Origin of the sequence: Streptomyces sp. BR1 (assembly GCF_052373795.1) — a bacterium.
In the GTDB taxonomy this organism is placed as follows: domain Bacteria; phylum Actinomycetota; class Actinomycetes; order Streptomycetales; family Streptomycetaceae; genus Streptomyces.
On record NZ_CM126252.1, the window covers coordinates 1838343 to 1856449 of the forward strand.

16 protein-coding genes are annotated in these 18107 nt (G+C 71.3%); 10 read left to right on the plus strand and 6 right to left on the minus strand.

Going from position 1 to position 18107, the window contains the following annotated elements:
* The first annotated feature begins 17 nt into the window (after positions 1-17).
* The 4 genes from ACT1U9_RS07540 to ACT1U9_RS07555 all read left to right on the plus strand — a co-directional run bounded on the left by ACT1U9_RS07540 (position 18) and on the right by ACT1U9_RS07555 (position 3958).
* Positions 18-740, plus strand: a complete 723-nt coding sequence (locus ACT1U9_RS07540) for a glycerophosphodiester phosphodiesterase (RefSeq protein WP_444537595.1) — start codon at positions 18-20, stop codon at positions 738-740.
* The gene (locus tag ACT1U9_RS07545) at positions 704-1915 is read left to right on the plus strand and encodes a sensor histidine kinase (protein WP_444537596.1); all 1212 of its coding nucleotides are present in this window, start codon (positions 704-706) and stop codon (positions 1913-1915) included. Before ACT1U9_RS07540 ends, ACT1U9_RS07545 begins: the two co-directional genes overlap by 37 nt.
* Before the next feature lie 3 nt (positions 1916-1918).
* Positions 1919-2590 (plus strand): response regulator, encoded by a 672-nt coding sequence (locus ACT1U9_RS07550; protein WP_444537597.1) that lies wholly within the window; start codon positions 1919-1921, stop codon positions 2588-2590.
* Positions 2591-2749: 159 nt separating this feature from the next.
* Positions 2750-3958, plus strand: a complete 1209-nt coding sequence (locus ACT1U9_RS07555) for a serine hydrolase domain-containing protein (protein ID WP_444537598.1) — start codon at positions 2750-2752, stop codon at positions 3956-3958.
* 2 nt (positions 3959-3960) lie between these two features.
* On the opposite strand, the gene ACT1U9_RS07560 is transcribed toward ACT1U9_RS07555, so the two are convergent.
* The 3 genes from ACT1U9_RS07560 to ACT1U9_RS07570 all read right to left on the minus strand — a co-directional run bounded on the left by ACT1U9_RS07560 (position 3961) and on the right by ACT1U9_RS07570 (position 7387).
* Complete coding sequence (locus tag ACT1U9_RS07560) at positions 3961-4494, minus strand: hypothetical protein (RefSeq protein WP_444537599.1); 534 nt, start codon at positions 4492-4494, stop codon at positions 3961-3963.
* Positions 4495-4556: 62 nt separating this feature from the next.
* Positions 4557-5729, minus strand: a complete 1173-nt coding sequence (locus ACT1U9_RS07565; RefSeq protein WP_444539032.1) for a polyamine ABC transporter substrate-binding protein — start codon at positions 5727-5729, stop codon at positions 4557-4559.
* Positions 5730-5947: 218 nt separating this feature from the next.
* Positions 5948-7387, minus strand: coding sequence for a gamma-aminobutyraldehyde dehydrogenase (locus tag ACT1U9_RS07570; protein ID WP_444537600.1), 1440 nt, complete (start codon positions 7385-7387; stop codon positions 5948-5950).
* Between the two features lie 229 nt (positions 7388-7616).
* Between ACT1U9_RS07570 and ACT1U9_RS07575 the strand changes: the two genes are divergently transcribed.
* The 6 genes from ACT1U9_RS07575 (at position 7617) to ACT1U9_RS07600 (ending at position 13819) form a co-directional block, all read left to right on the plus strand.
* Complete coding sequence (locus tag ACT1U9_RS07575; RefSeq protein ID WP_188275329.1) at positions 7617-8108, plus strand: Lrp/AsnC family transcriptional regulator; 492 nt, start codon at positions 7617-7619, stop codon at positions 8106-8108.
* Entirely contained in the window at positions 8093-9472 is a 1380-nt protein-coding gene (locus tag ACT1U9_RS07580; RefSeq protein WP_444537601.1) for an aspartate aminotransferase family protein, read from the plus strand. Before ACT1U9_RS07575 ends, ACT1U9_RS07580 begins: the two co-directional genes overlap by 16 nt.
* A gap of 184 nt (positions 9473-9656) precedes the next feature.
* Positions 9657-10403, plus strand: a complete 747-nt coding sequence (locus ACT1U9_RS07585) for an ABC transporter ATP-binding protein (protein ID WP_444537602.1) — start codon at positions 9657-9659, stop codon at positions 10401-10403.
* Entirely contained in the window at positions 10385-11536 is a 1152-nt protein-coding gene (locus ACT1U9_RS07590; protein WP_444537603.1) for a hypothetical protein, read from the plus strand. Before ACT1U9_RS07585 ends, ACT1U9_RS07590 begins: the two co-directional genes overlap by 19 nt.
* Before the next feature lie 120 nt (positions 11537-11656).
* On the plus strand, positions 11657-12778 hold the full coding sequence (locus tag ACT1U9_RS07595; protein WP_444537604.1) for an LOG family protein: 1122 nt from the start codon (positions 11657-11659) through the stop codon (positions 12776-12778).
* Between the two features lie 123 nt (positions 12779-12901).
* The gene (locus ACT1U9_RS07600; protein WP_444539033.1) at positions 12902-13819 is read left to right on the plus strand and encodes a hypothetical protein; all 918 of its coding nucleotides are present in this window, start codon (positions 12902-12904) and stop codon (positions 13817-13819) included.
* Between the two features lie 350 nt (positions 13820-14169).
* On the opposite strand, the gene ACT1U9_RS07605 is transcribed toward ACT1U9_RS07600, so the two are convergent.
* Genes ACT1U9_RS07605 through ACT1U9_RS07615 form a run of 3 tightly spaced genes read right to left on the minus strand, consistent with a single transcriptional unit; the run spans position 14170 to position 17944 of the window.
* On the minus strand, positions 14170-15183 hold the full coding sequence (locus ACT1U9_RS07605) for an ABC transporter ATP-binding protein (protein WP_444537605.1): 1014 nt from the start codon (positions 15181-15183) through the stop codon (positions 14170-14172).
* Positions 15183-16793, minus strand: a complete 1611-nt coding sequence (locus ACT1U9_RS07610) for an ABC transporter permease (protein WP_444537606.1) — start codon at positions 16791-16793, stop codon at positions 15183-15185. The genes ACT1U9_RS07605 and ACT1U9_RS07610 overlap by 1 nt, the downstream gene beginning before the upstream one ends.
* Before the next feature lie 53 nt (positions 16794-16846).
* Entirely contained in the window at positions 16847-17944 is a 1098-nt protein-coding gene (locus tag ACT1U9_RS07615) for a thiamine ABC transporter substrate-binding protein (protein ID WP_444537607.1), read from the minus strand.
* Positions 17945-18107: the final 163 nt, after the last annotated feature.

The window sequence follows — 18107 nt, forward strand, 5'->3', positions numbered from 1 at the left end:
GTGACGACAATGGGGCCATGCGCACCGTGACTGTCGTGGCCCACCGCGGCGACCCGTACCGCGTCCGCGAGAACACGCTCCCGTCGATCCACTCGGCGATCGAGCGCGGCGCGGACGCGGTCGAGCTCGATGTCCGTCTCACCCGCGACGGCGTTCCCGTGCTGCTGCACGACGAGACGCTTCAGCGGCTGTGGGGCCACGACCGCCCGCTCTCCTCCCTGCAGTACGAGGATGTGCGCGAGCTGACCAGGGGCGGGATCCCGACCCTGCGCGCGGCCCTGATGGCAGCGGGCGCGCACCGGGTGATGCTCGATCTGCCGGGCGCGAGCGAGGCGTGCGTACGCGCGGTCGTCGGCACGGTCCAGGAGTGCGGGGCGGGCGACCGGGTCTATTACTGCGCGAGCGCGAACTCCATGCTGAAGGTCCGCGCCGCCGACCCGGCCGCCGAGATCGCCCTCACCTGGACGACCTTGGCGCCGCCGCGCCCGGAGCTCATCGCGGCCGTGAAGCCGCGGTGGCTCAACTACCGCTTCGGGCTGATGAGTTCGGAGCTGGCCGCGCGGGTGCACCGCGACGGCATGCTGGTCTCCGTGTGGACCGCCGACACCCGGCGGACCATGCGCAAGCTGGTCGAGCGGGGCGTGGACTCGATCACGACGAATCGGGTGGACGCGCTGCGCGCGGTCCTTACGGGGGGTACGGATTGTTCGGGGGATACGGATGGGACGAGGGACGGCTGACGGCACGGCTGCGGTCGGCGAACCCCTGGGTGGTCGACATCGGGCTGACCCTGCTGGTGCAGGCCGCGATGACGATCCCGTTCCTGACCGAGCGCCCGACCGGGCTGCGCCCGGCGACCTCGGCGGACTACGGCATGACCACGCTGATGGTGCTGCCGCTGGTGTGGCGGCGCCGGGCGCCGGTGCGGGTGATGCTGGCGATCCTGGCGGCTGCCTCGCTGTACAAGCTCACCCTCGACGGCCCGGGCCAGCCGCTGCCGTACTCCGGTCTCATCGCGCTCTACTCGGTCGCCGCGCTCTCGCCCACAAGGCAGCGGGTGGGGATGGCGGCGCTGACGGCGGCGCTGATCGCGCCGTCGGTCGCGCTCAACACCCAGGACATGCGGGAGATGCTGTTCAGCTTCTTCGTCTTCGGTGCGGCGTACGCGCTCGGCCGGCTCACCCACACCCGCCAGGCGTACACGGCGGCCGTCGAGGACCGGGCCGCGCAGCTGGAACGGGCCAACCGCATCGAGGCGGAGCAGGCCGCCGCGCGTGAACGGGCCCGTATCGCCCGGGAGATGCACGACATCCTGTCGCACGCCGTCAGCATCATGATCGTGCAGGCGGAGGCAGGGCCGCTGGCGGTACGGGCCGCGCCCGAGCGGGCCGAGGCGGCGTTCGAGGCGATCTCGGAGACCGGCCGGGACGCGATGGTGCAGCTGCGGCGCATGCTGGGCGTGCTGCGCGAGGCCCCCGAGTCCCCGCGCCGCCCCCAGCCGGGCCTCGCGCAACTGCCCGAGCTGATCGGCCGCGTGGCGTCGGGCGGCCCGGACGTCACGTACGAGACGACGGGCGAGCCCCGGGCGCTGCCGCCGGACCTGGAGACGACGCTGTACCGGATCACCCAGGAGGCCCTGACGAACGCGGTGAAGCACGCGCGAGCGCAGCGCGTCCAGGTCCGACTCGCTTACGGAGAAGACGACTTGACCATCACGGTCACCGACGACGGATGCGGCCCCGGCGCCACCTCCGGTCCCGGCACGGGTCACGGCCTCATCGGCATCACCGAACGCGCGGCCGCGCACGGCGGTACGGCGTGGTCGGGCGCGGGCCCGGACGGCGGGTTCCAGGTCCGGGCGAGACTCCCCCACACCCGACAGCCAAAAGGCCCCCTGATCAAAACGGAGGTGTGACGAGTGACGATCCGTGTAGTCGTCGCCGACGACCAGGAGCTCGTCCGCAGCGGATTCGCCCTGATCCTGGGCGTCCAGGACGACATCGAGGTGGTGGCCGAAGTCGGCGACGGGGCGGGCGCGGTGGACGCCGTACGCCGTCTGCGCCCCGACGTCGCCCTGCTCGACATCCGGATGCCCGGCACCGACGGCATCGAAGCATGCCGCGCCATCAGCGCCGAGAGCGCCTGCCGGACCGTCATGCTGACGACCTTCGACTCGGACGAGTACGTGTACGCGGCGCTGCACGCCGGGGCCAGCGGGTTTCTGCTCAAGGACGTGCGGCGGGACGATCTCGTGCACGCGGTACGGGTGGTGGCGGCCGGCGAGTCGCTGGTGGCGCCTTCCGTGGCGCGACGGCTCATCGCCGAGTACACCTCCCGCCCGGCGGCCGCGCCCGCACCGGCATCGGATCGGCTCGACGTCCTGACCACGCGCGAACGCGAGACCTTGGTGCTGCTCGGGCGCGGTCTGTCCAACGCCGAGATCGCGGCCGAGCTCACCGTCTCCGAGCACACCGTGAAGACCCATGTCGGCAATGTGCTGGCGAAGTTGGGGCTGCGGGACCGTATCCAGGCGGTGATCTGCGCCTACGAGACGGGGCTGATCGCGGCGGGGACAACGGCCGGGCCCTGAGTCTCCCCCGCGCGGGGGAGGCCCTCACCCCGTACTCCCCCGCGCCGGGGAGGAAACCCGTCCCCCACAACCGCTCGCCGGGGCGATCCCCCGTACCGCCGTGATCAGCAGGATGGAATCCGTCAGCACGACGACCGACCCGACGACGGAGACCACACGATGAACGCCCGTACCCGCACCACGCTGATCGCCACCGCCCTGGTCCTGGGGGTCGCGGCGGGCCCGGCCACCGCCGCCTCCCCGGTCCGGGTCGCGAGCCACCAGGACGCCACCCGCACCGGCTCCCTCGACACCGCCGCCCTCAAGGCCGCCATCGCGGACGTCGGCAAGCCCGGCGCCGACGCGACCGCCGCGCTCGTACGGGTCGGGGGCGCCGAGGGGACCTGGCGCGGCAGCGCCGGGGTGCACGACATCGAGACGAACCGCCCGGCCGACCCCGGCGCCCGCTTCCGGGCCGGTTCGGTGACCAAGGTGTTCACGGCGGCCGTGGTGCTCCAGCTGGCGGGCGAGGCCAGGGTCGACCTGAACAAGCCGGTCCGCGCGTATCTGCCCGATCTGATCCCGGCGGCGTACGACCAGGTCACCGTGCGCCAGCTGCTCAACCACACCAGCGGCATCCCGTCCACCGGCTCGGGCGGCGACACCCTGGACTACTGGTACGCGCACCGCCTGGAGAGCCGCGACCCGGCCGACGTGGTGCGCGAAGCCACCGCGCAGAAGCCGGACTTCGCGCCCGGCACCAAGCAGCACTACGACAACATCGGCTACACGGTCGCCGGTCTGCTGATCGAGCGCGTCACCGGCGACTCGTACGCCCATCAGCTCTCCCGCCGCATCCTGCGGCCGCTGCACCTGAACGACACCTCCGTCACCGGCACCGCCACCACGATCCGGGGCCGCCACAACCACGGCTACCAGGTCTTCGCCAAGGCGGACGGCACGACCGAGCTGGTGGACGTGTCGGTGTGGGGCGAGGGCGACACCTTCGCGGCGGGCGATCTGATCTCGACCACCGCCGACCTGGAGCGCTTCACCCGCGCCCTGTTCACCGGGCATGTGGTGCGCGGTCCGCTGCTCAAGGAGATGTTCACGCTGCCGGACGCGTCGGTGCGCGATGTGAAGACGGGCAAGCGGGCCGCCTACAGCGTGGGCCTGACGACGATGCGGCTGGGCGGGCGTGACGTGTGGGGCAAGACGGGCGGGCGCTGGGGCTACAACACCGTGATCGGGGCGGCCATGTCGCCCACCGGCGAGCTGGCGCGGACCCTCGTCTACAGCGTCAACTCCACGGACGCCAAGGGCACGGACATGAACCGCACGGCCCAGCGGATCATGATCGCCGCCTTCGGCGCCCCGGACGCCTCCTGACCTCAGAGGACCGGCGCCGGTTCGCCCGACGGGACCGGCGCCGTCAGCGCCTCCAGCTCCTTGATCCTGCGGCGCACCACATACAGCGGGATCACCCCGAAGACGCCGAACGACATGTCGATCACCGACCACCAGAAGGGGATCCCCCGGACCGGCCCGCAGATCAGGGCCAGCGGGATGATCCCGGCGCAGGCGATCATCCCGAACTCGACGACCCAGATGTTGCGTACGGGGTCGCGGTAGGGCCCGTAGAAGGCGACCGCGATGACGAGGTGCGCGAACGCCAGCCAGTCGGTGCCGTAGAGGACGAAGGGGTACTGCGCGTCGGTGCGGTCCAGGCCCTCGCGGACCCGGTCGATCCACTGGGTCAGACCGGGGAACCAGTCCCCCACGGACAGCGCGTCCAACGCGCTCTGCGTCCAGTGCAGTTCGTGGACCAGCGGGAACGCGGTCAGCCCGCTCAGCACCAGACAGACGATGAAGCCGACAAGCCACAGGCGTATGCCCCGCACGAGGGCAGCTCTTCGCTCGCTCATGACCGCAGCGTACGCCGTGGCTTGAACGCGTTCAAAACGAGCCCTCGACGGCCCCCGGGCCCCTACAGCCCCACTATCGAGTTCCACCTCTTGGCGAACTCCACCCGCTCGTCCGAGGTGATGTCCCGGGCGATGGCGAGCCGTTGGCGCATCGTCGAGTCCGGGAAGATCAGCGGGTCCTCGGCGAGTTCGGCCCGGTCCTTGTCCTTGGAGGCGGCGAGGACCTCGCGCGCGGCCGGGACCGGGCAGACATAGTTGACCCAGACCGCCAGCTCCGCCGCGACCGCAGGGTCGTAGTAGTAGTCGATCAGCGCCTCCGCGTTGGCCTTGTGCGCGGCCAGGTTGGGGATCATCATCGACTCGGCCCACAGCTCGGCACCCTCCTCGGGCACCACGAACGCGATGTCGGGGTTGTCCGCCTGGAGCTGGATCACATCGCCCGAGTACGCCTGGCAGGCCAGCACATCGCCGGTGGAGAGGTCCTTGATGTAGTCGTTGCCGGTGAAGCGGCGTATCTGCTTCTTGCGCACCTGCGTCTCGACGCGGTCGCACATCCGGTGGAAGTCGTCGGCGGTCCACCGCGTGACATCGACGCCGTCGCCCTGCATCAGCAGCGCGAACGACTCGTCGAGGCCGGACAGCAGCGTCACCTTGCCCGCCAGGCGCGGGTCCCACAGGTCACTGGTGTGCTTGATCTCGCGGCCGAGCTTCTTCTTGTTGTACGCGATGCCGGTGATCCCGGACTGCCAGGGCACGCTGTGCAGCCGCCCCTTGTCGAAGGCGGGCGAAGTCAGCTGCGGATCCAGGTACTTGGCCACGTTCGACTGATGGGCGCGGTCCATCTCCTGCACCCAGCCGAGCCGGACGAACCGGGCCGCCATCCAGTCGCTGACCACGATGATGTCCCGGCCGGTCGCCTGATGGTTCATCAGGGCCGGGCTGATCTTCCCGAAGAACTCGTCGTTGTCGTTGATCTCCTCGGTGTACGTGACGGAGACCCCGGTCTTCTTGGTGAAGCCTTCGAGGGTGGGCCGCTTCGACTTGTCGTGCTCGTCGGTGTCGATGTAGAGCGGCCAGTTGGCGAAGGTCAGCCGGTGCTCACTGGCCGAGCGGTCACGGGCCGCGCGGTCACCGGGTCCGACGTACGCCGCGGGCACACCGCAGCCCGCCAGCGCGGCCGCGGCGGCTCCGCCGCCCAGAGCACGCAGTAGGTGGCGGCGGGAGAAGTTGTTCATGGGGGTCGCTGGCACCCCCGAAGGATGCCGGGGCCCGGGTGTACCGGGCAATGGACGGTGCGTACAGCCGTACGTGACTGGCCCGACAACGTGTCGACTGCGGACCGTGGGTGGCTGGTCGCGCAGTTCCCCGCGCCCCTTTGGGGCACGGCAACAGGCACCGGACAGGCGTGTGGTGCGGCACCGCGTCGATGCCGCACCACAGGTCAAGCGGTCGATCAGGCCTCGTACGACGTCATCACGTGCTTGATGCGCGTGTAGTCCTCGAAGCCGTAGGCCGACAGGTCCTTGCCGTAACCGGACTTCTTGAAGCCGCCGTGCGGCATCTCCGCGACGAGCGGGATGTGCGTGTTGATCCAGACGCAGCCGAAGTCCAGGTACTTGGACATGCGCATCGCCCGGGCGTGGTCCTTCGTCCAGACCGAGGAGGCGAGCGCGTACTCGACTCCGTTCGCGTACTCCAGGGCCTGCTTCTCGTCGCTGAAGGACTGGACGGTGATGACCGGGCCGAAGACCTCGTTCTGGATGATCTCGTCGTCCTGCTTGAGGCCGGAGACGACGGTCGGGGCGTAGAAGTAGCCCTTGTCGCCGACCCGGTGGCCGCCCGCCTCGACCTTGGCGTGGGCGGGCAGGCGCTCGATGAAGCCGGTGACCTGCTTGAGCTGGTTGGCGTTGTTGAGCGGGCCGTACAGCACGTCCTCGTCGTCCGGCTGGCCGGTCTTGGTGTCGGCGGCGGCCTTGGCGAGCGCGGTCACGAACTCGTCGTGGATCGACTCGTGGACGAGCACGCGGGTCGCGGCCGTACAGTCCTGACCGGCGTTGAAGTAGCCCGCCACCGCGATGTCCTCGACGGCCTTGGCGATGTCGGCGTCCTCGAAGACGACGACCGGGGCCTTGCCGCCGAGCTCCAGGTGGACGCGCTTGACGTCCTTGGCCGCGGACTCGGCGACCTGCATACCGGCCCGTACGGAACCGGTGATGGAGGCCATCGCCGGGGTGGGGTGCTCGACCATGGCGCGGCCGGTGTCGCGGTCGCCGCAGATGACGTTGAAGACACCCTTGGGCACGATCGCACCGATGATCTCGGCGATCAGGACGGTGGAGGCAGGCGTGGTGTCCGACGGCTTGAGGACGACGGTGTTGCCCGCGGCGAGCGCCGGGGCGAACTTCCACACGGCCATCATCATCGGGTAGTTCCACGGCGCGACCTGCGCGCAGACGCCGACCGGCTCACGGCGGATGATCGAGGTCATCCCCTCCATGTACTCACCGGCCGAACGGCCTTCGAGGAGCCGGGCCGCGCCCGCGAAGAAGCGGATCTGGTCCACCATCGGCGGGATCTCCTCGCTCGCGGTGAGCGCGAGCGGCTTGCCGGTGTTCTCCGACTCGGCGGCGATCAGGTCCTCGGCGCGCTCCTCGAAGGCGTCCGCGATCTTCAGCAGGACCTTCTGGCGCTCGGCCGGGGTGGTGTCGCGCCAGGCCGGGAAGGCCGCGGCGGCGGCCGCCATGGCGGCGTCGACGTCCGCCTGGCCGGAGAGCGGCGAGGTGGCGTACGCCTCGCCCGTGGCCGGGTTGACCACCTCGATGGTCCGCCCGTCAGCGGCGTCCCGGAACTCTCCGTCGATGTAGTTGCGCAGACGACGCAGTTCGGTGGTCACGTTCCGGCCTCCCGGTCGATGGGACCGGACGTCGTCGTCCGATCTCCTGCCAAATGTTCCTTGTCCGAGGGATGAGACACCCCTCCCCGGCCACCCTAGTCGCCCGGTCGACCATTTCGACAGACCCGACCCCCGGCAACTTCGGATTCAGTTCCCGCGAGGTCACGGAACAACGAATTTCATCGCTTTGGGGTTGCGGGACAGACGAGTCGGGGTGCACAGTGGCTCCGTGGCCAGTCGAAGCGCAGACCCCAGGACCGGGAACGGATCGTCCCCGTCGATCGACGCCGTCTCCCTGGCGATCATCGAGCAGCTCCAAGAGGACGGGCGCCGCCCGTACGCCGCGATCGGCAAGGCCGTGGGCCTGTCGGAAGCGGCCGTGCGCCAGCGCGTGCAGAAGCTGCTCGACCAGGGCGTGATGCAGATCGTCGCCGTCACCGATCCCCTCACCGTGGGGTTCAGGCGCCAGGCGATGGTCGGCATCAACGTCGAGGGCGACCTCGACCCCGTGGCCGACGCCCTGACGGCCATGGCCGAGTGCGAGTACGTGGTGATGACCGCGGGCTCCTTCGACCTGATGGTGGAGGTCGTCTGCGAGGACGACGACCACCTGCTGGACGTCATCAACAAGCGGATCCGCGCCCTCCCCGGCGTGCGCTCCACCGAGAGCTTCGTCTACCTCAAGTTGAAGAAGCAGACCTATATGTGGGGAACCCGATAGCCGTGAGCAAGGACCTGAGCCAGACCGCCTACGACCACCTGTGGATGCACTTCACCCGCATGTCGTCGTACGAGAACGCGCCCGTTCCCACCATCGTGCGGGGCGAGGGCACCTACATCTACGACGACAAGGGCAAGAAGTACCTCGACGGGCTCTCCGGCCTGTTCGTCGTCAACGCCGGCCACGGCCGTCACGAGCTCGCCGAGACCGCCTACAAGCAGGCCCAGGAGCTGGCCTTCTTCCCGGTGTGGTCCTACGCCCACCCCAAGGCGGTCGAGCTCGCCGAGCGCCTGGCGCACTACGCGCCGGGCGACCTCAACAAGGTCTTCTTCACCACCGGCGGCGGCGAGGCGGTCGAGACCGCCTGGAAGCTGGCGAAGCAGTACCACAAGCTCACCGGCAACCACACGAAATACAAGGTCATCTCGCGTGCGGTCGCCTACCACGGCACCCCGCAGGGCGCCCTGTCCATCACCGGTCTGCCCGCCCTGAAGGCCCCCTTCGAGCCGCTGGTCCCCGGCGCGCACAAGGTGCCGAACACCAACATCTACCGCGCCCCGATCCACGGCGACGACCCGGAGGCCTTCGGCCGCTGGGCCGCCGACCAGATCGAGCAGGAGATCCTCTTCGAGGGCCCGGACACGGTCGCGGCCGTCTTCCTGGAGCCGGTGCAGAACGCGGGCGGCTGCTTCCCGCCGCCGCCCGGCTACTTCCAGCGCGTACGCGAGATCTGCGACAAGTACGACGTGCTGCTCGTCTCCGACGAGGTCATCTGCGCCTTCGGCCGCCTGGGCACGATGTTCGCCTGCGACAAGTTCGACTACGTGCCGGACATGATCACCTGCGCCAAGGGCATGACCTCGGGCTACTCCCCGATCGGCGCGTGCATCGTCTCGGACCGGATCGCCGAGCCGTTCTACAAGGGCGACAACACCTTCCTGCACGGCTACACCTTCGGCGGCCACCCGGTCTCCGCGGCCGTGGGACTTGCCAACCTCGACATCTTCGAGCGCGAGGGCCTCAACCAGCACGTGCTCGACAACGAGGGCGCCTTCTTCGACACCCTCAAGAAGCTCCACGACCTGCCGATAGTCGGCGATGTGCGCGGCAACGGCTTCTTCTACGGCATCGAGCTGGTGAAGGACAAGAACACCAAGGAGTCCTTCAACGAGGAGGAGACCGAGCGCGTCCTGTACGGCTTCCTCTCCAAGGCGCTCTTCGAGAACGGCCTGTACTGCCGCGCGGACGACCGGGGCGACCCGGTGGTCCAGCTGGCCCCGCCGCTGATCTCCAACCAGGAGACCTTCGACGAGATCGAGGGCGTCCTGCGACAGGTCCTGACGGAGGCCTGGACGAAGCTGTAGGCCCGGCTCGTCCCCGCGATTCGTCTGAACGCACCGGCCCGGTCGCGCCATCCGAGTGAGATGGCGCGACCGGGCCGCGTGCTGTGCGCCCCCGTGCTCCGCGAGTCCCTACGGTGCCCAGTGACCGATCGGCCCTGCCTTCGTTCCCCCATACGGGGAAGTAGGAAATCTGATCTGAACCGAGGTGTACGCCATGGTGGCCCCGCCGGACAACGATGTGCTCTGGGGACGTTCCCTGCACCACTCCCACGGCGGCTCGCCCGCCCTGACCGGCGTCTCGATCGGGATCCGCGAGGGCGAGATCCTGGCCGTCGGCGGCCCGCGCGGCAGCGGCAAGACCACCCTGCTGCGCGCCCTGTCGGGCCAGCTGGTGCCCGACGAGGGCGAGGTGTGGTTCAACAGCGCGCCCGTGCACACCCTCGGCGCGCTCGCCCGCGAACGGCTGCGCCGCGACCGGTTCGGCTGGATCGACCCGGAGCCCGCGCTGGTGCCGGAGCTCAAGGCGTGGGAGAACGCCGCGCTGCCGCTGCTGCTGCGCGGCATCTCGCACCGCACCGCGAAGAAGGCCGCGATGGAGTGGCTGGAGCGTCTCGACATCGGTGCGTGCGCCCGTAAACGGCCCTGCGCGCTGCTCACGGCGCAACGCCAGCGCGTGGCGATCGCCCGCGCGCTGGTCACCTCCCCGGCGGTGCTGTTCGCCGACGAGCCGACCGCGACGCTGCACCGCGCCGACCGGGCGCAGGTGCTGCGCACCCTGACGGCGGCCGCGCGCTCACACGCCATCACCACGGTCCTGGCCACCCATGACGCGGAGGTCGCGGCGCTCGCCGACCGCACCGTGTGGCTGCTGGACGGCCGCCGGGTCACCGCGGCCGGAATCGCGGGCGCCCCCGACGCGGAGGGCCGCGCCGCGTGCTCGCTCTCCGTCTAGCCCGCGGCAGCCATCCGCTGGTCCTGCTGCGCCGTCTGCTGGTGGCGGCGGCGTCGGCGGGCGTCGGCTTCCTGTTCCTGTGCACCCTGGGTTACGCGGTCGGACACCCGGGCGGTTCGCTGCTGCGGCTGCTGTGGTGCGCGGTGCCGCTCGCCGCGACCGTGCACTTCGCGGTCGCGGTGGCCCGCACCGACCCCAGTACGCGCCCGCGCCCGGGCCTGTCGTCGGTGGGCCTCGGCCCCGGGAAACTGGCCGCGATCGCCGCGGCGTCGACGGCCGTGGCCTGTACCCTCGGCTCCACCGTGGCGCTCGGCGCCTACCTCCATCTGCGCGGCGACATCACCGGGCTCCCCTACGACGGGGCGGCGGCCCATCTGCTCGAAGCGGACCAGCCGCTGCCGCCGGCCGCGGCCCTCACCCTGCTCGCGATCCTGCCGGTGACCGCGTCGGCGGCCGCCGGGCTCGCGCTGCGCCCGCGCAAGGAGACACCCAAGAAGAGCACGGCCGAGCGGCGCGCGAATGCCGTCCCGCTCGGGCTGCCCTGGGGGATCACCCTGGTCACGGCGGGCCTGGCGATGGAGAGCTGGGCGAGCCGGGGCACCCCGAGCTCGGCGATCCCGCTCCCCGGCCACCCCGACTCCAGCCCGGCCGGGGTACTGGTCGGCTGGATGCTGACGGCGTTCGGCCTGGCGGTGGCCGGACCCGCCCTCACCCATCTGTGCGGCCGCCTCCTGCAATGCGCGCGCCCGGGAGCCGCGCGGCTGCTCGCGGGCCGCGTCCTGATGGCGGAGGCCCGCCGCATCGGCCGCCCGCTGGGCGTGGTGTGCGCGGTGGCGTCCGCGATGATCGCCGCGTCGGTGCTGTACGGGGACGAGGCCGGGCCGCATCCGTTCGGCCCGCTGACGGGCCTGGGCGCGGCGCTGGTCACGAGCTGCACGGTGGCGACGCTGCTGACCGCCGCCCTGGAGTCCAAGCACGCCCGCGGCGAGACGACGGCGGCGATGCTGCGCCTGGGCACCCCGGCGAAGGTCCTGCGCGCGTCGGCGGCGCTGCGGGCGGCGGCGGTACTGGCCGTGTTCGCGCCGCTGACGTGGGGGATCGCGGAGTTGGCGGCGTTGCCGTTGACGGGGTGAGGGGTCAGGGGCTTACGGGCCGAGAGGCGGCGGGCCGAGGAGCGGCGGGCTGAAGAAGCCGCCGGCCCGGGCCGAGCGCCCAGCCGGGACCCCCACCCCCGTACCGCCTATCGTGGCCAAGTGGCCAGTGAAGACTTTCAGCGGGTGCCGAGCGCGCGGGACCGGGAGATCGAGTCCGTCGCCGAGTTCGACGAGGTCGTCGCGGGCGGCACGCTCGTCGGATACCGCCTGCAGTCCCTCGATCTGACGGACCGTACGTTCGCGCTGCTGGCGACCGACACCGCGGGCGCGGTCTTCCTCGGCTGCCGGATGGCGCCGGACGTCACCGCCAAGGTGCGCGCGGACGGCGCACTGGTCTTCCCACCCGTCCCCGACCTGCCGTTCGACCCGTACCGGGGGCTGCTCTACACCCCCGACGAGTTGTTCGACGGCGTCGACGGCGGCTACGACCGTACGCCCGACGCCCGCTCATACGCCTGGTTCCAGCGGACCCGCTCCGACGGCGACATCTTCGCGTCGATGCTGCGCTCGATCCACGACGACTCGATCTCGGACGCGCTCGACGAATACCTCGCCGGGGCGCGGGTCGTGGGCGTGATGGGCGGGCACGCGATGGGCCGGGGCAGCGAGGAGTACGCCGGGGCCGCGCGGCTCGGACGCACCCTGACCCGGCACGGCTACACGGTCGCCACCGGCGGCGGGCCGGGCGCGATGGAGGCCGCGAACCTGGGCGCGTACGCCGCGCCCTTCCGCGACGCGATGCTCGGCGAGGCCCTTGAACTCCTCGCCGGGGTGCCGTCGTTCGCCCCGTCCGTCTCCGACTGGGCGCGGGCGGCCTTCGCGGTACGCAGGCGCCACCCCCGGGGCGGCGAGTCGGTCGGCATCCCCACCTGGTTCTACGGCCATGAACCGCCGAACGCGTTCGCCAGCCACATCGGCAAGTACTTCGCCAACGCCACCCGCGAGGACGGCCTGCTCGCGCGCTCCACGGCGGGTGTCGTCTTCCTGCCGGGCGCGGCCGGGACCGTACAGGAGATCTTCGACAACGCGACGCCGAACTACTACGGCTCGCGCGGCGCCCCGACGCCGATGGTGCTGGTCAACCGGGTGCACTGGACCGAGCACCTGCCCCTCTGGCCACTGCTCCAGGCGCTGGCGAAGGAGCGCCCGATGGCGGCGCGGATCGCGCTGGTGGACTCGGTGGACGAGGCGCCCCAGGCGCTGACGCGCCTGGGAGCGTGAGCACACCGCGCTGCGTGCGCCCGTATAACGCATAGATCACCAAGGCGAGGTCAAGGCAACGCCCTGCCCACGGGTGACGTCTGCCTGGTGAGCAGGACGTACACCCATGGAACGGAGCTTTTGGTGCTGATCGGCCTACTGACCGCGATCGCGGCCTCGATCTGTTACGGCACGGGCTCGGTCCTGCAAGCCGTCGGATCCCGCAAGTCCGCACGCCGCGAGGCGGCGGCGACGGCCCGCACCCAGCACGGCGGCCCGAGCCTGTCGTCGACCGCGAAGGCGGCGATGACGTGGGAGTTCATGGTCGGCACGGCGCTGGACTTCGTGGGCTTCGCGCTGGGAGCCCTGGCGGCCCGCCTGCTCCCCCTCTTCCTCTCCCAGACGGTGATCAGCGCGAACCTGGTGATCACGGCGGTCCTGAGTGTGAAGCTGCTCGGGATACGGCTGAGCCGTGCCGAGTGGGGCTCGATAGCCGTGGTGTGCTCGGCGTTGGTGCTCCTGGCGACGGCGGCGGGCGCGGAGGGCAGCGGCCACACGCCGCTCGCCACGCACTGGTGGCTGCTGGTGGTGTCGGTGGTGCTGATGGCGGGCGGCGCGGTGGCGGTACGCCTGCTCGGCGCCCGCGCCGCGATCCTGGCGGGCCTGCTGTCGGGCCTCGGCTTCGGCGCGCTGGGCGTGGGCGTACGCGTCCTGAACGGCATCGACCCCTTCGACCTCGGCAAACTCCTCGCCGACCCGGCCCTCTACGCGATCCTGATCGCCGGCTGCGGCGGCATGTACCTGCACACGGTCGCCCTCCAGATCGGCTCGGTCAACGGCGCGACGGCGGCCCTGGTGGTAGGCGAAACGGTCCTCCCGGGCGCGATAGGCGTCCTCTGGCTGGGCGACGCCTCCCGCGACGGCTTCGCCTGGATGGCGGTCCTCGGCTTCGTCCTGGCGGTCGCGGGCGCGGTGGCGGTGGCGTGGTTCGGGTCGGAGGGGGCGCATGGGGTGGAGCCGGAGGCCGAGGTCCCGGCACCGGTGCCGGAGCGGGTGGGCTAGCCGGGGCGGAGCCGCAAGCGGGGTGCAGGGGCCGTAGGCCCCGCGTCGGCAGGGGGCGGAGCCCCGAGTGGGGTGCAGGGGCGCAGCCCCAGGGGGTGCAGGGGCGGAGCCGCAAGTGGGGTGCAGGGGCGCAGCCCCGCCGGGGGCCCGGGGGCGAAGCCCCACGAGGCACGGGCGCACCTCCATGCCGTCCGGGGTCCGGGGCGGAGCCCCGAGTGGGGTGCAGGGGCCGCAGGCCCCGCCGGGGGCCTGGGGGCGGAGCCCCCGGAGAACCCTTCCCTCCCGCCTCGACCCACCACCCGGCCGCCCGCCGAGGGCTTTCGGGAAGGGGCGGGGTGGGGTGGGGAAACCTACCCCCGCAGCACCACCACCTCGTCCGCCAGGAACGACACCCCCACCCGCTCCCCCACCTCCGGCGCTTCCCTCAGCGCGCACTCCGCCTCAAGGACCGCCCCGGACTCCGGTCGCAGCCGTACCGCCACATGGTTCCCCCGGAACGTGCGCGCCAGCACCTCGCACCGCAAGCCGTCCCCAGCCACCCGCACCCCCGCCGGGCGGACCAGCAACCGGGCCGAGCCCTGCGGCGAGCCGGGCGGGACCGGGACCTTGCCCCACTCCGTGTCCGCCACCGCCCCCGACACCTCCGCAGCCACCACGTTCTCGAACCCGAGGAACCGTGCCACGAACTCGGACGCGGGATGCCGCCAGACCTCCAGCGGCGTGCCGGTCTGCGCGATGCGTCCCTCGCGCATCACCACGACCCGGTCGGCGAGCGCGAACGCCTCGCCCTGGTCGTGCGTGACCGCGAGCACGGTCGTACCCAACTGCCCGAACAGGGAACGAAGTTCGACGACGAGGCGTTCCCGTAGCGTACGGTCCAGCTGACCGAGCGGCTCGTCCAGCATCAGCAGCCGGGGCTCCGGCGCGAGCGCCCGCGCCAGCGCCACCCGCTGCTGCTCGCCGCCCGACAGCGCGGCCACCGCCCGCTTCCCGGCCCCGGGCAGCCCGACGAGCTCCAGCAACTCCCCGACCCGCCGCTCCTGTTCACCGCGCCCGACCCCGCGCATGCGCAGCCCGAACGCGACGTTGCCGGCCACGTCCCGCTGCGGGAACAGCTGATGGTCCTGGAACATCAGGCCCACGCCCCGCCGGTGCACCGGCACGCCCGCCTGGTCGGCGCCCCCCAGCAGCACCCGGCCGCCGTCCACCGCCTGGAGCCCGGCGACCACCCGCAGCAGCGTCGACTTGCCGCTGCCGCTGGGCCCGAGCACGCACACGGTCTCGTGGTCGGCAACCTCCAGGTCCACCGCGTCGAGCGCCGCCCGCTCGCCGAACCGGACCGTCACCCCGTCCAGCTTCAGCATCAGAACTCTCCGGTCCGGTCCGTACGTAGGCGTTCGAGGGCCAGCAGGGCCACCGCGCACACCACCATCAAAATCGTGCTCAGCGCCATCGCCTGGCCGTAGTTGAGGTCTCCGGCGCGGCCGAGCAGGCGGGCGACCGCGACCGGCAGGGTCGGCCGGTCGGGGCGCGCGATGAAGACGGTCGCGCCGAACTCGCCGAGGGAGACGGCGAACGCGAACCCCGCCGCGATCAGCAGCGCCCGCCGCACCAGCGGCAGATCCACCTCCCGCCAGGCCCGCAGCGGGGACGCGCCGAGCACGGCCGCCGCCTCGCGCAGTCGCGCGTCCACCGCCCGCAGTACGGGAAGCATGGTGCGTACGACGAACGGCACGCCCACCAGCGCCTGCGCCAGCGGCACCAGGATCCAGGAGGTGCGCAGGTCGAGCGGCGGCTTGTCCAGGGTGATCAGGAAGCCGAAGCCGACGGTCACCGCCGACACCCCCAGCGGCAGCATCAGCAGCGCGTCGAAGCCCCGCACCAGACGCCCGCCGCGCCGCGCCAGGGCCGCGGCCGCGAGTCCCCCGATGACGACCGCGATGGCGGTGGCGGCGAGCGCGTACTGCACGGAGTTCCAGACGGCTTCCAGCGGCGGCACCAGGAACGTGCCGCCCGCGCCGACCGATTGGAGGGAGCTGTAGTAGCCGAAGCCGTAGCCGTCGGGGGTGTCCAGGGAACGGGTGATCAGGACGCCGAGCGGCAGCAGGATCAGCAGGGCGATGACGGCGAGGACCGACGTGAGCAGCGTCCACTGCCCGGCGCCGCGCGGCCTGCGCGCGGTCTGCGCCGGGTCCACCAGCTTCAGCGTGCTCTCGCGGCGCCGTACGGTCCACGCGTGCACGGCGAGGATCGCGCCGACCGCCGCGAACTGGACGAGGGTGAGCACGGCCGCTGTCGGCAGGTCGAGCAGTTCGGCGGTCTGCCGGTAGATCTCGACCTCAAGGGTCGAGAAGGTGGGGCCGCCGAGGATCTGGACGACGCCGAACGAGGTGAAGGTGAACAGGAAGACCATGAGCGCCGCCGCCGACACGGCGGGCGCCAGCGCGGGCAGCGTGACCTGGCGCCAGGCGGCGAAACGGGAGGCGCCGAGCACCCGCGCGGCCTCCTCCTGGCGTGGATCGAGCTGCGCCCACAGCCCGCCGACCGTGCGTACGACGACCGCGTAGTTGAAGAAGACGTGCGCGAGCAGGATCGCCCACACCGTCGTGTCCAGGCGTACGCCCCACAGCTGGTCGAGCAGTCCGCCCCGGCCGAGCAGCGCCAGGAACGCGGTGCCGACGACGACCGTCGGCAGCACGAAGGGGACGGTCACGACCGCCCGCAGCAAGTGGCGGCCGGGGAAGTCGAGGCGCGCGAAGACATAGGCGGCGGGCAGCGCGATCAGCAGGGTGAGCGCGGTGGAGGCGAGCGCCTGCCAGGTGGTGAACCACAGGACGTGCCCGATGTCGGGCTCGGTGACCACCTCGCCGATCCGGCCGAACTGCCACACCCCGTCCACCCGCAGCCCGCGCCCCACGATGGCGGCGACGGGCCAGGCGAAGAAGAGCGCGAAGAACACGAGCGGCAGGGCCATGAGCCCCAGCCGCACCGCGTTCGCCCGCGCCCTCTTCGCACGGGGGGCGCGTACTACTTCAGCACGAGCGAGGACCACGTCTTGACCCACTGCTCACGGTTCTTGGAGATCTTGTCGGGGGCCACGTCGTGCTTCTCGCTGGAGGTGGCGCCGAACTTGGTGAAGACCTCGGGCAGAGCCGCGTCCTTGACCACCGGGTTCACGAACATGTTCAGCGGCATGTCCTCCTGGAACTTCTTGGTGATCAGGAAGTCGAGGAGCGCCTTGCCGCCGGCCTCGTTCTTGGCGCCCTTGAGCAGGCCCGCGAACTCGGTCTGGCGGAAGCAGGTGCCGGTGGCGACAGCCGTGGGCGCCTCGGAGGGCTGCGGCTTGGCGTAGACGACCTCGGCGGGCGGGCTGGAGGCGTAGCTGACCACCAGCGGACGGTCCGCCTTGGCCTTCTTGCCGCCGGCCGAGCCGGAGAAGTCCTGGTTGTAGGCCTGCTCCCAGCCGTCGTCGACCTTGAGGCCGTTGGCCTTCAGCTTCTTCCAGTAGTCCTGCCAGCCGTCGTCGCCGTACTTCGCGACGCTGCCGAGGAGGAAGCCCAGACCGGGCGAGGAGGTGGCGACGTTCTCGGTGACCAGCAGGTTCTTGTACTCGGGCTTGATCAGGTCGTCGAAGGAGCTCGGCGGCGTCAGCTTCTTGTCCGCGAAGTACTTCTTGTCATAGTTGACGCAGATGTCGCCGGAGTCGATGGGCGTGACCCGGTGCTTGTCCTTGTCGAGCTGCACGTCGGCGGCGACCCGGTCCAGGCCCTTGGCCGTGTACGGGGTGAAGATCCCGTTGTCGAGGGCGCGCGAGAGCAGGGTGTTGTCGACGCCGAAGAAGACGTCGCCGCGCGGGGAGCCCTTGGTGAGGATCTCCTGGTTGAGGGCCGCGCCCGCGTCACCGCTCTTGAGGACCTTGACCGTGTAGCCGGTCTGCGCCGTGAACTCCTTGAGCACGGCGTCGGAGGCGGCGAACGAGTCATGGCTGACCAGCGTGACGGTCTTGGACTTGGTGCCGCTGTCGGACTTCGAGCCGCTGTCGGACTTGCCGCCGCACGCGGCGAGCGTACTGACGCCGAGGGCGGCGGCGAGCGCGCTTGCCGCGAGCTTCTTGGTACTGCTCATTTCTTCCTCCTGGACATGACCAGGAAGAGACGCGGCCCTGCCCACCGGGCCCGAGCGGGCGGGCGGTGGGCAGGGCGCAACAGCTTGAGTGATGACCGAACTTCCTACCCAGAATGACCTGGGCAAGGTTCAGAGGGTCTGCGACCTGACGGTGTCGCACTCT

Bases quoted from the DNA above. Each gene is read 5' to 3' on its own strand.
- ACT1U9_RS07540 (WP_444537595.1), top strand. From the start codon at position 18: ATGCGCACCGTGACTGTCGTGGCCCACCGCGGCGACCCGTACCGCGTC.
- ACT1U9_RS07555 (WP_444537598.1), top strand. From the start codon at position 2,750: ATGAACGCCCGTACCCGCACCACGCTGATCGCCACCGCCCTGGTCCTG.
- ACT1U9_RS07560 (WP_444537599.1), bottom strand. From the start codon at position 4,494: ATGAGCGAGCGAAGAGCTGCCCTCGTGCGGGGCATACGCCTGTGGCTT.
- ACT1U9_RS07565 (WP_444539032.1), bottom strand. From the start codon at position 5,729: ATGAACAACTTCTCCCGCCGCCACCTACTGCGTGCTCTGGGCGGCGGA.
- ACT1U9_RS07605 (WP_444537605.1), bottom strand. From the start codon at position 15,183: ATGCTGAAGCTGGACGGGGTGACGGTCCGGTTCGGCGAGCGGGCGGCG.
- ACT1U9_RS07610 (WP_444537606.1), bottom strand. From the start codon at position 16,793: ATGGCCCTGCCGCTCGTGTTCTTCGCGCTCTTCTTCGCCTGGCCCGTC.
- ACT1U9_RS07615 (WP_444537607.1), bottom strand. From the start codon at position 17,944: ATGAGCAGTACCAAGAAGCTCGCGGCAAGCGCGCTCGCCGCCGCCCTC.